At 73.5% G+C, this 13,689-nt stretch carries 8 protein-coding genes; 7 read left to right on the forward strand and 1 reads right to left on the reverse strand.

All coding sequences use genetic code 11. The features are described from left to right. The first annotated feature begins 224 nt into the window (after positions 1–224). The 7 genes from ACAM26_RS10900 to ACAM26_RS10930 all read left to right on the forward strand — a co-directional run bounded on the left by ACAM26_RS10900 (position 225) and on the right by ACAM26_RS10930 (position 12,840). Complete coding sequence (locus ACAM26_RS10900) at positions 225–5,699, forward strand: amino acid adenylation domain-containing protein (RefSeq protein ID WP_369613640.1); 5,475 nt, start codon at positions 225–227, stop codon at positions 5,697–5,699. Continuing rightward, positions 5,696–6,805 carry a saccharopine dehydrogenase NADP-binding domain-containing protein gene (locus ACAM26_RS10905; protein ID WP_369613641.1) on the forward strand — a complete coding sequence of 370 codons (1,110 nt, stop codon included), beginning with the start codon at positions 5,696–5,698 and terminating at the stop codon, positions 6,803–6,805. Before ACAM26_RS10900 ends, ACAM26_RS10905 begins: the two co-directional genes overlap by 4 nt. Further along, positions 6,802–7,905: a trans-aconitate 2-methyltransferase gene (locus ACAM26_RS10910; RefSeq protein WP_369613642.1), complete on the forward strand. Its 1,104-nt coding sequence runs from the start codon at positions 6,802–6,804 to the stop codon at positions 7,903–7,905. Before ACAM26_RS10905 ends, ACAM26_RS10910 begins: the two co-directional genes overlap by 4 nt. Then, positions 7,902–9,986: a methyltransferase gene (locus ACAM26_RS10915; protein ID WP_369613643.1), complete on the forward strand. Its 2,085-nt coding sequence runs from the start codon at positions 7,902–7,904 to the stop codon at positions 9,984–9,986. The genes ACAM26_RS10910 and ACAM26_RS10915 overlap by 4 nt, the downstream gene beginning before the upstream one ends. Then, complete coding sequence (locus ACAM26_RS10920; protein ID WP_369613644.1) at positions 9,983–11,077, forward strand: Gfo/Idh/MocA family oxidoreductase; 1,095 nt, start codon at positions 9,983–9,985, stop codon at positions 11,075–11,077. Before ACAM26_RS10915 ends, ACAM26_RS10920 begins: the two co-directional genes overlap by 4 nt. Next, on the forward strand, positions 11,074–11,781 hold the full coding sequence (locus ACAM26_RS10925; RefSeq protein WP_123140926.1) for a VOC family protein: 708 nt from the start codon (positions 11,074–11,076) through the stop codon (positions 11,779–11,781). The genes ACAM26_RS10920 and ACAM26_RS10925 overlap by 4 nt, the downstream gene beginning before the upstream one ends. A 138-nt stretch (positions 11,782–11,919) precedes the next feature. Further along, positions 11,920–12,840 (forward strand): helix-turn-helix transcriptional regulator, encoded by a 921-nt coding sequence (locus ACAM26_RS10930; RefSeq protein WP_369613645.1) that lies wholly within the window; start codon positions 11,920–11,922, stop codon positions 12,838–12,840. Here the strand turns inward: ACAM26_RS10930 and ACAM26_RS10935 are convergent. Then, positions 12,813–13,553: a 4'-phosphopantetheinyl transferase superfamily protein gene (locus ACAM26_RS10935; protein ID WP_369613646.1), complete on the reverse strand. Its 741-nt coding sequence runs from the start codon at positions 13,551–13,553 to the stop codon at positions 12,813–12,815. The two genes, ACAM26_RS10930 and ACAM26_RS10935, sit on opposite strands and share 28 nt — an antisense overlap. Positions 13,554–13,689 lie beyond the last annotated feature (136 nt).

The raw sequence follows: 13,689 nt of genomic DNA on the forward strand, positions 1-13,689 counted from the left end.
CGCCCCGCCCCGACGCTCCCCGCATAGGGTCGCACGCTGACCCGATCTGAAGTTTTCCCGTCCGCGCCACAGAGAATCCCGATTCGGGCAGAGGCCGTCCCGTTGCGGTGAGCGGCGTCCTGCAACGGGCCTTTAACCTCAAATAATAATGATTCTCGAATACATTCTTAAGTAGATCGCCGGCGCGTCCCCGGAGCCCGGATCACAGGAGCGGATTCACCACCATGCAAGCCACCGAGTTGATGACCGAACTGGAGACCCTCGGGGTCGCGCTCTGGGCCGAGGACGGCAAGCTGCGCTTTCGTGCCCCCAGCGGCGTGCTCACCGAGGAGCGCATGGCGCACCTGCGCGCGCACCGCGACGACCTCCTCGCCCTGCTTGCCGAGCCGGCCACGGTCGAGGTCGACGCCGACCCGGCGCAGGCCCACGCGCCCTTCGGCCTGACCGATGTGCAGACGGCCTATCTGCTCGGCCGTCACGACTCCTTCGGTTACGGCGGCGTGGCCTGTCACGGCTATCTCGAGGTGCTCTACCCCAGGGTCGAGGACCCGGCGTGCTTCGAGACGGCCTGGAACCAACTGATCGCACGTCACCCGATGCTGCGCGCGGTGATCGCCCCCGAGGGCACCCAGCGGGTACTCGAGACCGTGGCGCACTACGCGCTCCGGGTCGACGACCTGCGCGCGCTCGACACCGCCGCGCGCAAGCACGCCCTCGCCGAGACCCGCGCCGCGCTCGATCACCGTCTCTACGAGACCACCCGCTGGCCGCTGTTCGAGCTGCGCCTGAGCCGCACCGAGGCCGGCGAGATCCTCCACGTCTCGCTCGACTCGCTGATCGCCGACTGGGCCAGCGCCAGCATCCTCTTCGACGAGCTCGACCGCATCCTCGCCGGCGAGGGCGAGGCGCTGCCCGCGCTCGAGATCGGCTTCCGCGACTATCTCGTCGCCGAGCGACGGATGCGCGAGAGCGCCCGCTATCAACGCGACCGTCAGTACTGGATGGCGCGCGTCGACGCCCTGCCGCCGGCCCCCGAGCTGCCGCTCCGGCACGACAGCGGCGAGGGTCCGGCGCGCTTCGCCCGTCATCACGCCCGGCTCGATGCGACGACCTGGGAGCGGCTGCGCGCCCGCGCCGCCGAACACGGCACCACCGCCACCATCCCGGTGCTCGCCGCCTACGCCGCCGTGCTCCAGCGCTGGAGCCGACACCAGGCCTTCAGCCTCAATCTCACCCTGCTCAACCGGCTGCCGCTGCACCCGCAGGTCGAGCGGCTGATCGGCGACTTCACCTCGGTGAGCCTGCTCGAGATCGCACCGCTCGACGGACGCGCGTTCGACGACTGGGCCGCGGCGATCGGCGAGCGGCTGTTCGCCGATCTCGACCACCGGCTGTTCTCCGGCGTCGAGGTGCTGCGCGAGATCACCCGCCGACGCGGCCGCGAGGCGGCGCTGATGCCGGTGGTCTTCACCAGCGCCATCGGGCTCGGCCGGGGCGAGCCGCCGCGCAGCGGTCGGCGCACCCTGCGCGGGCTCACCCAGACCCCGCAGGTGCTGCTCGACTGCCAGGTGATGGACGATCACGACGGGCTGGAGATCAACTGGGACGTGCGCCAGGGCGTCTTCCCCGAGGGCATGGTCGAGGACATGTTCACCGCCTTCACCAGCCTGCTGCGCGCGCTCGCCACCGAGCCGGCGCGCTGGCGCGACCAGGACCCGGTGGCGCTGCCCGAATGGCAGCGCCAGGAGCGCCGCGCGGTCAACGACACCGCCGCCGCGCTGCCCGAGCGGCTGCTCCACCAGGCGGTGTTCGAGCGCGCCGCCGAGCACCCCGGGGCGAGGGCGCTGATCGACGCCCGCGGCACGCTCGACTACGCCACCCTGACGCGCGCCGCCGGCGCCGTCGCCGAGGCGCTGCGCGCGGCCGGTTGTCGACCGGGCGAGCGGGTCGCGGTGGTGATGGAGAAGGGGCGCGAGCAGGTCGTCGCGGTGCTCGGCGCCCTGCTCGCCGGCGCCGTCTATGTGCCGATCGACATCACCCAGCCGGCGCTGCGCCGGGCGCGGATCATCGAGCGCGCCGATGTCCGACTGGTGCTCACCCAGTCCTGGCTCGCGCTCGACAGCGGTTGCACGGAGATCGCCGTCGACACCCTGGCGCCCGCCGCCGAGGTGCCGGTGTGTCCCGCCGGCGACCCCGACGCGCTCGCCTACGTGATCCACACCTCCGGCTCGACCGGCGAGCCCAAGGGGGTGATGATCAGTCACCGCGCCGCCTGCAACACCATCGACGACATCAACCGCCGCTTCGGCGTCGACGCCGGTGCGCGGGTGCTCGGGCTCGCCCAGCTCGGCTTCGATCTCTCGGTCTACGACCTCTTCGGCACCCTCGGACTCGGCGCCACCCTGGTGTTGCCCGACCCGGCGCGCGGCGCCGACCCCTCGCACTGGGCCGAGCTGATCGCCCGCCACGCGCTGACCCTGTGGAACTCGGTCCCGGCCCAGCTGCAGATGCTCGCCGGCTACCTGGAGAGCGAGCCGCGCGCCCTGCCCTCGCTGCGTCTGGCGCTGCTCTCCGGCGACTGGATCCCGATCACCCTGCCCGAGCAGCTCGCCCGGCTGCTGCCCGATCTGGCGCTGGTCTCGCTCGGCGGCGCCACCGAGGCAGCGATCTGGTCGAACTATCACCGCATCACCCGGGTCGACCCCGACTGGACCAGCATCCCCTACGGCCGACCACTAGCCAACCAGGGGCTGCGGGTGCTCGACGCCGAGCTGCGCGACGTCCCGGTGTGGACCCGGGGTGAGCTCTATCTCGGCGGCGCCGGGCTCGCCCAGGGCTATCTCGGCGATGCCGAGCTGACCGCGGCGCGCTTCATCACCCACCCGCGCGACGGCCAGCGGCTCTATCGCACCGGGGACCTGGCGCGTTACCGCCCCGGCGGCGAGGTCGAGTTCCTCGGTCGCGAGGACGGTCAGGTGAAGCTGCGCGGTCATCGCATCGAACTCGGCGAGGTCGAGAGCGCGCTGCTCGCCCATCCCGATGTCGGCGCCGCCGCGGCGGTGATCAGCGCCCCCGGCGCGGGCGAGCGCGCGCTGCTCGGCTTCGTCGAGTGCGCCGCCGTCGAGCGTCCCCCCGAGGACGATCCCGAGCCGCTGCGCCGCGCCGTGGCCCGTTTCGCCGAGCGCCAGTGCGCCAACACCTCGCGACTCGACGAGGCCAGCGCCGAACTCGAGGCGGCGGCGCGTCAATCGATGCTCGCCGCCCTCGCCGCCCGGGGGCTGTTCGCCGACACCGAGAGCTGGCAAGCCTTCGACGAGATCCTCGAGCGCGCCGCCATCGCCCCGCGTCACCACTGGCTGACGCGCCGCTGGCTCGACCTGCTCGAACGCGGCGGCTGGCTCGAACGCGCTCAGGACGCCGAGCGCTACCGCCTCGCGCGCCCCTTCTGCGCCGCGGCCGCACCGGCGGCCTGGACACGACTGCGCGAACACCACGGCGCGGTCTTCTCATCGGCCTTCGTCGACTATCACCTCGCCCATGTCGAGCGGCTCCAGGCGCTGCTCGAGGACCGCGCCGATCCCTTCGCCCTGCTCTTCCCCGAGGGGCGACAGGAGACCGCGCTGGCGATCTATCGCGACGACCTCGCCGCGCGCTACAACAACCAGGCCGCCGCCGCACTGATCAACCGCGTCGTCACCGGGCACGGCGAGCGCCATCCGCTGCGCATCCTCGAACTCGGCGCCGGCACCGGCGCCACCACCGCCGAGGTGCTGGCGCTGCTCGAGGGCTACCCGGTCGACTATCTGTTCACCGACATCAGCCCCTTCTTCCTCGGCGAGGCCCGGCGGCGCTGGGGCGAGCGCGCGGGGATGCGCTTCGCCCGCTTCGACCTCGACGGTGATCTCCGCGCCCAGGGGCTGGCGCCCAACGGCGCCGACCTGATCCTCTGCGCCGGCATGCTCAACAGCGTCGCCGACCCCGAGCGCGCGCTCGATGCCATCGTCGAACTGCTCGCCCCGGGCGGCTGGCTGGTATTCACCGAGCCGACCGAGGAGCTGGCCCACGTGATGCTCACCCAGGGCTTCATGATGAGCCCGCGGGACGACGGCGCCGGACGCTTCCTCTCCCGCGAGCGCTGGCGCGCGCTGATCGAGTCGCGCGGCGGCGCACTCGCCGTGGAGCTGCCCGAGGCGGCCCACCCCCTCGCCTGCCGCGGCATGGCGGTGTTCGCCGCGCGCTTCAAGCGCGAGCGCCGCGCCCTCGACCTCGACGACCTCGCCGCCACCCTCGCCCAGCGACTGCCGGCGCCGATGCGCCCCGCGCACCTGCAGGTCCTCGACCGTCTGCCGCTCAGCGCCACCGGCAAGATCGACCGCAAGCGCCTCGCCGGACTGCGCCCGGCACCGCTGACCGACGGCGACGAGCACGCCGCGAGCGACGCGCGCGCGCCGGACCCGCTCGAGACCGAACTCTGCGCGATCTGGGCCGATGCCCTGGGGATCGAGCGGATCGCCCCCGAGGAGAACGTCTACGATCGCGGCGCCGACTCGCTGATCCTCGCCCGGGTCGCCGGACGGCTGCGCGAGGAGGTCGACGCCGCCGCGCCCTTCGCCTACGACACCCTGCTGCGTCAGATGCTCAACGAGCCGACGGTGGCCGCGCTCGCCGCCGCGCTGCGCGCCAGCCCCGAGGCCGAGCCGGCCGCGGCGCCGGTGGCGCAGCCGGACCGCGCGGCGGCGAGCGCCGAGAGCAACGCCCGGCTGGTGTCCTTCGGCGGTGGTGATACGGGTCCGCTGCGGGTGATGTTCCACGCCGCGCTCGGCACCCTCGACTACTTCCAGCATCTCGGGCGCGGGCTCGCCGCCCAGCGGCTCGGGCCGGTGGTCGGCATCGCCGTCGCCGACGTCGAGCGCTATCTGGCCATCGACACCCCGGCGCTGATCGAGACCGTCGCCGCCGATTACGCCGCGCGGCTGCGCGCCACCGGCCACACCCGCTTCCAGCTCGTCGGCTACTGCCTCGGCGGGCTGCTCGCCACCGAGACCGCGCGCCGGCTCTTCGAGCAGGGCCTGGAGGTGGTCGACCTCACCCTGGTCGACAGCATCCCGATGTTCATCGACACCGACGAGGAGCTGGCCTTCGAGGCGATCTTCGTCCCCAACCTCAACCTCGATCCGGTGGCGGCGGTGTTCGGCGAGCAGGTCGAGCCCGAGCAGCTCCATCGCGCCATCGCCCGGCTCACCGACAACCCCGAGCGCCGGGTCCCGGCCGGGGCGATGGCCGCGCTCTCCGGCGACCCCGGACTGGAGGCGGTGGCCGCGGCGGTGCGTGCCCGCGAGGCGATCGACCAGGAGACCCGGCTCGCCGGCTATGCCAGCGCCGCCGCCGCCCAGGCCGGGCTGCCGGTCGGTCCCGAGCTGGTCCCGGCGCTCTTCCGGGTGTGCCGCCACAGCATGCGCGCGGCGCGCTTCGACCCGCCGCCCTATGTCGGCGACATGACCTTCCTGCGCTGCCGCGAGCAGCAGTCGTTCGGCATCGCCGCCGGGGTCGGGCATCTCGCCGCGCCCTTCTGGCAGGAGGTCTGCCTCGGCGAGTTCCGGCTGATCGACGTCGCCGGCAACCACTTCAGCGTGATCGAGCCGCCGCACGTCGAGCAGGTGCTCGCCCATCTCGGCGCCGCGCTCGGAGCGCAACAGTGAGGGTCGGACTGCTCGGCGCCAGCGGCGAACTCGGCGGCGTCGCCGCGCGCGTCCTGCTCGATGGCGGACTCGACACCCTGCGTCTCGGCGCACGCGATCGGCGCCGCGTCGAGACGCTGGCCGCCGAGCTGCGCCGACGGGCGCCGGGGGCGCGCATCGAGACCCGCGCGGTCGATCTCACCGAACCGGCCTCGGCGCTGGCCTTCGCCGCCGACTGCGGGGTGCTGGTCAACTGCGCCGGTCCGGCCCGCGACACCAGCCGCCCTGCCGCGCTCGCCGCCATCGCCGCCGGGGTCGATCTGGTCGACGCCAGCGCCGAGCCGGGGATCGCCGCGCTGTTCGAGCGCGCCCCGGCGCGCACCGCGCTGCTCGGCGCCGGGCTCCAGCCGGGGTTGACCGGGCTGCTGCCACGCTGGCTGGCGGGGCGGGGGTTTGCGCGCGTCACCCGGTTGCGCAGCTATCTGCGGGTGTTCGACCGCTTCACCGCCACCGCCGCGACCGACTTCCTCCACGCCACCGACGCCGGCTGCCTGCCGCTGGCGGCCTGGCGCTCGGGACCGCGCGGCGGCGCGCTGGCGCGGCGCAGCGCGGTCGAGCTGCCCTTCTTCGACGCCCCGGCGACGCTGCTGCCCTATCTCGATCAGGAGGCGATGGCGCTCGCCGGGGCGCTCGGGCTGGAGCACGGCGACTGGTTCAGCGTGGTCAGCGCGCCCCAGGTGCTCGACGCCTTCGACCGCGCCCCCGCGCTGGATCCGGAGGCGGCACGCGCGGCGCTCGAACGCGCCAGCGCGCTCGACCTGCTCGGGCGTCGCCCGCGCATCCAGCTGCTGGTGGAACTCGCCGGACGCGACCCGGCGGGACGGGCGCTGACCCGCTGCGCCCTGGTCGACGGCGTCGGCAACGCGACCGTCAGCGGCACCCTGATCGCCCTCGCCGCCCAGGCGGTCGTTGCCGGAGCGCTCACCCCCGGCGCGGGCTTCGCCGCGCTCGCGCTCGACCCCGAGGCGATGCTCGCGGGGCTGCGTGCGCAGCGCGCGATCGAGCCGCCGCAATGGCTCGACGGCGGGGTCGAGGACCTCGCCGTTACCGAGGAGGGCGCGCTGTGATCCTGTTGCCGAGTCAGCAACGGCTGATCGCCGCCATGCCCCGTCCCGCCGCGCCCGAGGCCCTGGCCGCGGCGCTGGCACGGCTCGAGGCGATCAGCCTCGCGGCGATCCTGCGGGTGCTGATCGAGCAGCGCGCGCTCGTCGCCGAGACCGGGCGCGATGCCGCCGCGGTCGCCGCCGCGCTCGGCGCCGCGCCGCGTCACGTCTGGCTGATCGGTCGCTGGCTCGCCGTGCTCGCCGCGCGCGGCCTGATCGTGCGCGACGGAGCGGGCTATCGCCGCGCCGCCGAGACAGCGCCCGAGGTCGCCACCGAGGCGCTCGACGCGGCCTATGCCGCGCTCGGCTTCCCGCCGGGGATGGCCGGGCTGCACCGGCTCGCGCTCGGCCATCTCGTCGACCTCGCCCGCGACCGCACCGGCCTGCCCGAGCTGGTGTTTCGCAACGGCGGCGATCTCGCCGACCTCGGCGCCTATCAGCGCAACCACTTCACCGCCGCGCTCAACGCCGTCTGCGCCGAGCTGGTGGCGCTGCGACCACGCCGGGTGGTCGAACTCGGCGCCGGGCTGGGACACACCACCGAGGCGGTGCGCGCGCGCCTCGGCGCACTGCCGCCGGATTATCTGTTCACCGACGTCTCGCGCCTGTTCACGCTGGCCGCGGAGCGCCGTCACGGCGTCGACACCGCGCTGCTCGACATCGACCGCGACCCGCGCGAGCAGGGCCGCGCGCCCGGCTCGGCGGCGCTGGTGCTGGCCACCAACGTGCTCCACAACGCCGTCGACGCGGTACGCGCCCTCACCCACATCCGCACCCTGCTCGCCCCCGGCGGCTGGCTGGTGTTCAGCGAGTCGGTCGACGACAGCGCGGCGACGCTCGGCGCCATGCAGTTCCTGCTCTCGCCCGCACCCGGCGCGCCGCGCCCCGGCAGCGGCGACGAGCGTGCACGCGAGGGACGGGGGTTCCTCGACACCGCCGGCTGGCGCCGCGCGCTCGAAGGCGCCGGGCTGGCGATCCATTCCATCCTGCCCGAGGAGGACGACCCGCTGGCCCTGGCCGGTCAGCGGCTGTTCATCGCGCAGGCCCCCGAGGAGTCCGCATGATCCGCTCATCCACCCTGTTCGCGGCGCTCGAGGCCGCCGCCACCACGCCGCGCCTGATCGTCGACGGTCACGTCTGGAGCGGCGCCGCGCTGCTCGAACACGCCGAGCGGCTCGCCGCGCGGCTCGCCGCCGACGGACTCGGCGCCGGTCGGCATCTCCACTGGCGTCCCGACGACCCGGCGCTGACCCTGCAGGCAGGGCTCGCCTGTCTGCAGCTCGGCGCCGAGCTGCGACTCGACCCCCAGGCGCCGCCGCCCCCGGACCCGGCCGATCTCGCCGCGATCGAGCCGCTGCAGACAGCGCCGCCGGATACCGCGATCGCGCACCCCGGCCCCTGGTTCGGCGCGCCGCGCATGCTCGCGCTCCAGGAGACGCCCGCGGCGCTCGCCCTCACCGCCGCGCTCGCCTGCTGGCAGCAAGGCGGCTGCGTACTGTTGCTGCCGGCCGACTGTGCCCCGGCACGCGCGCTCGGACTGCTCGAGCGCGACCGGGTCGATCAGGCGCTGATCGCGCCGACCCGGCTCGACGCCCTGGCGGCCCACCCGGCCGCCGCGCTGGCCGATCTCGATGCCCTCGAACGGCTGTTCTGCCCGCTTCTCGACCCCGGCCAGCAAATGCCGTCACAGCAGCTCGGCGTCGACTGCATGTCACTGGTCGAGACCGGCGATGGCTGGACGATCGCCACCCCGACGGCGCGACTGGAGGCCGAGGCGCGCGCCCTGCCCGAGCTGGCCGAGGCGGTCGCACTCGAGCGCCCGGGGACGACACCGCGACTGGTCGCGGTCCCCGCCCCGGCGCGCACCGCCCTCCCGACCCTGCCCGAGGACCGGGCGATCGACATCGGCATGACCGCCGACGATCTCGATCACGCCGTCGCGCTCACCGAGCGGCTCGCCCGGATCGCCCTCGACTCGATGCTCAACGCACTCTGGCGCGGCGGTCTGTTCACCGATTCCGAGACGACCCACGCCCCCGACGAGGTGCTGCGCCGGGCCGGGGTCGCCCCCGCCCATCGCGCCCTGGTCGGGCGCTGGCTCGAGGTGTTGCGCGCAGAAGGGCTGCTGGCCGCCGAGGCCACAGGCGCGCTGCGCTCGACCCGCCCGCCGAGCGCCTACGACGACGCGGCGCTCGCCACCGCCTGGACGACGATCGAGGAGGCGTGGCGCGACTGTCTCGGCAGCGCCGAGACCATCGTCTACGCCCGCGACAACGCCGCGCGCCTGCCGGCGCTGCTGCGCGACGAGCACCGGGCGGTGCACCTGCTCTTCCCCGAGGGGCGCACCGAGCGCGCCGCCGCGCTCTATCGCGAGTCGGTCGTCGGTCGCTACCAGCACCGCGCCATGGCCGAGCTGGCAGCGTGCATCGCCGCCGCGCACCCGCGCGGGCGGGCGCTGCGGGTGCTCGAGGTCGGCGCCGGCACCGGCGCGACCACGGAGCAGGTGTTGCCGGCGCTCGCCGGGTACGCGGTCGACTATCGCTTCACCGATGTCTCCGCCTTCTTCCTCGATCGTGCCGCCCCCCTGCTCGCGCCCTATCCCTGGGTGCGGCGCGGCCTGCACGACATCGACCGCGACCCCGCCGAGCAGGGGCTGGCCGCGGCGCGCTTCGACCTGATCCTCGCCGGCGGGGTGCTCAACGCCGCGCGCGACACCGACGCCTCGGTGCGCTGGCTCGGCGAGCTGCTGGCCCCCGGCGGCTGGCTGCTGCTCTCCGAGCCGACCCGCGAGGAGTATTGGGTGATGGCCTCGCAGGCGCTGATGCTCAGCGAGGCGAGCGACGCGCGGGCCGACGCCCGCGCCACCTTCCTCGATCTGGCGCAGTGGCGCGCGGTGCTCGACGGCGCCGGTCTCGAGCGGGTGCGCGAGCTGCCCGGTCCCGATCACCCGCTCGATCGGCTCGGTCATCGGGTGTTCGCCACCCGCCGGCCAGCGGCACCAGCGAGCGCCGCGACCCTGGCCGCACGACTCTCCGCGCCCTGCGATCTGACGCTGGTCGCACACCTGCCGCGCACGCCCTCGGGCGCGATCGACCGCGCGCGGTTGGCGCGAGAGACCGCGATCGAGACGGAGGCCCACGCATGAGCACCAGCCACCCCGTCAAGGTCGTGGTCGCCGGCACCGGCTTCGGTCGTGTCTATCTCGATGCGGTGCGCTCGGCGCCCGAGCGCTACACCCTCGCCGGCATCCTCGCCCGCGGCAGCGACTACTCGCGGGCGCTCGCCGGCAAGCTCGGCGTGCCCTGCTACACCGATCCCGAGCAGATCCCCGGGGATGTCGCCATCGTCTGCGTGGTGGTGCCCTCGGGGGCGACCGGCGGGCCGGGCGCGGAGATCGCCCAGCGGCTGCTCGCCCGTGGCGTGCACGTCCTCCAGGAGCACCCGGTGCACGCCACCGAGATCACCGCCTGCCTGCGCGCCGCGCGCGCCGGCAACGCCGCCTATGCGGTCAACACCCTCTACCCCAACCTCGCGCCGGTGCGGCAGTTCATCGACACTGCCGCGCGGCTGCGCGCCCAGCAGCGCATCCTCTGTGTCGACGCTGCCTGCAACAGCCAGGTCAGCTACCCCTTGCTCGACCTCATCGGTCACGCCCTCGGCGGGCTGCGGCCCTGGTCGTTCACCGACTGCCCGCCGCCGCCCGGTCAGCCGTTCCGACAGCTCTATGCCGAACTCGCCGGGGTGCCGGTGACGCTGCGCGTGCACAACCAGGTCCACCCCGAGGACCCGGACAACCACGGGTTGCTGATGCACCGGGTGTCGCTGTTCTGCGAGGGCGGCGTGCTCACCCTCGCCGACACCCACGGCCCGGTGCTGTGGAACGCGCGGCTGCACGCGCCGCGCGATGCCAGCGGTCGGCTGCGCCTTGCCGGTCCCGGCACCGAGCGGCTCGACACCCCGAGCACCAGCCTGATCGACGGTCTGCCGACGCCGACCTTCCACCACATCTTCGCCCACACCTGGCCCGATGCCGTGGTGCATGCGCTCGATGCGCTGCGCGCCGACATCGCCGAGCCGGGCGGTCGCGCGCGTGCCGGACGCTGGGCGCTCGACGTCTCGCTCGCCTGGCGCGAGCTTGCCTCGCGGATCGGCGTCCCCGAGCTGATCCGCCCCGATCCACCCCGTCCCGTGGCGCTGGAGACGCTGCTGGGCGAGCCTTGCGAGGAGCCGCGATGAAGACCCGTTGCAGTCATGTCCTGGTGCGGGTGAACGACCTGCACCGCGCCGTCGACGACTACCGTCGGCTCGGTTTCCAGGTCGACTACGCCACCCCGCGCGAGCGCGCGCAGCACGCCCATGTGTGGTTCAGCGACGGCCCGGTGATCGAGTTGCTCACCACCCCGGCCAACGCCCGCTGGTTCAAGTGGCCGATCGACCTGATCGCCGGGCGTGGCGCGGGACGGCGGATGATCGGCTGGAGCGCGCGCGGCGAGGGCTTCTGCGACCTCGCCGTGGTCACCGACTCGGGGCTGTTCGACGCCACCCGCAAGACCCTGTGCGCCGCCGGCATCCCGATCGGTCGCGCGGTACGCTGGCGCCGACGTCGCGCCGACGGAAGCGAGACCCGCTTCAGCTTCGCCTATCCGCGCGACCCGGCGCTGCCCTTCATGGTCAGCCCCTACCAGCCGCGCCAGCACCCGGCGACGATCCGTCATGCCAACGGCGCCAGCCGTCTCAGTCGGGTACGGCTGGGCGCGCCCGTCGAGCGTCATGCCGAGATCCGCCGCATCATCGGCGATGATCCGACCATCGTGCTCGAGGATGCGCCGAGCAGCGGGGTCAGGACGATCGAACTCACCGGCCTGACCGAAACGCTCGACCCCGCGCTGCTGCACGGCGCGACAATCCGGGCGGCATCGGCCGAACAGGATTGCAAATAAGATTAATTCTTGTTTACGATACTCCCCCATCCCCAACAGGGTCGTGCCCGCGCCGTCCACCGCGATCGCGTGGGCGCTGCCCGTGTCGGCGACCCCATCACGACCGACGCCAGCGGTCATTGCGTTCAGGAGGGAGGAATGTCTTGTCTACAGGAATCATCGTCCGCGGCGGGGCACCGTCAGCCCAGACCCGCACCGCGGGTCCACGAGGCCCTGCCGGGCGTCCAGGGCTGGTCGATCGAGGTCTGTCCGGGGATGACCGCCGCGCTCTACAGCGGTAACGGACAGCGCGAGACCCAGGCGGTGGTGGTCAACACCAGCCACCAGGTGCACTTCACCTGTCTGTTGCGCGAGGCCTCGCAGGCGCGGGTGCGCGATCGGGTGTTCTGCCCCAAGGTCGGCGAGGGCTGCATCGGCTACGCCCCGGACGAACGCTTCGCGGTACGTTACGGCGCCCAGTACCAGCAGATCGATCTGGCGCTCAGCCCCGAGCTGCTCGGCGAACTCGTCGGCGAGGACTTCGGCCAGGTCAGCGAGGCGATCGCGCAGGGCTTCCTGATGCGCGCCAGCCGTCCCGGCAACCGCACCATCGCCGCCGCCACCCGCCTCGCCCAGCGTATCCAGCAACCCGAGCCGCTGCTGCTGCACGCCGCCGCGCTCGAGTATCTCGGCTGGCTGCTGCACGGGCTCACCCCCGACGAACGCGATCCGCGCACCCCGCTGCGCGAGCGCCGTTGTCTGCTCGCCGCGCGCGAGCGTCTGCTCAGCAACCTCAGCGAACCGCCGACCATCGCCGAGCTGGCCCAGGACACCGGGCTCAACCAGCTCAAGCTCAAGCAGGGCTTCAAGGCGCTGTTCGGCACCAGCATCTACGCCCTCTTCCAGCAACATCGCATGGACCGTGCCCGCCAACTGCTGCGCCAGCACAGCGTCACCGAGACCGCACTGATGCTCGGCTACAGCAACATCAGCCACTTCAGCGCCGCCTTCCGCAAGCAGTTCGGGGTGCTGCCGAGCGAGACCCGCAAGCACTATCTCGGCAACGCCGGCGCCGACTGAGCCGCGTCCCAGTTCAGTTGCCACCAATCCACCTGCGTCCAGGGACGCGCGCAGGCCAGCGCCAGATGCACGCCGCTGTCGAGACACCGGTGGCGCGCCTGCCAGCAACGCCCGCGCCAGCGACAGCGATAGCGCCCGTCGCCCTCGGGGCGAAGCGCCAGTGCGGCGAACTCGATCCCGAGCCCGAGGCCGATGCCCTTGGCGATCGCCTCCTTCAGCGTCCAGGCGATGTAGAAGCCCTGCTCGGCCGACACCGGCGCCGGCGCCAGCCGATCCTCCGGGTGGCCGATGGCGATCCCCGCGATACCGCCGCGGCGCACCGCCGGTTGCTCCAGATCGATCCCGACCGCCCCACTTGGGTCGCAGGCGAGCGCCACCCAGTCGCCGGCGTGCGACAGGTTGAAGGCGAGCGCGCCGCTCGCCAGCGCGGGCTTGCCGTGGGCCTCGCACACCAGCGCCAACGCCCCGGGTGACTCACCGAGCAGCGCCGCCAGCACCCGCCGCTTGAGCGCGTGCGCGCTCGCGCAACGCAGCCGGTCGGCGGGCCGGCGATAGCGCGCGCAACGCGACCGCTCCGCCGCCGACAGCCAGGGCGCGAGCGCCTCGCCGCGCGGCGCCAGGGGGGCAATCACCACCAGGGGCCGATCCAGCCCGCCGGCCAGCACCGACTCGACCCCGGACCAGGGGCACTCGCGCCAGTCACCATCCAACACTCACGTCATCCTCCATCCGACATCGCGCCTGGAGCGCCGATCCGATCTCCGCCGGGAAGAATCCCGATCGGGGTTCACGGCTGCCGATCCGGGGAGTCGGCCACCGATATAGCAAATGATAATTGATATCAAATAA

The sequence above is a fragment of the Marichromatium sp. PS1 genome (assembly GCF_041155115.1).
In the GTDB taxonomy this organism is placed as follows: Bacteria; Pseudomonadota; Gammaproteobacteria; order Chromatiales; family Chromatiaceae; genus Marichromatium; species Marichromatium gracile.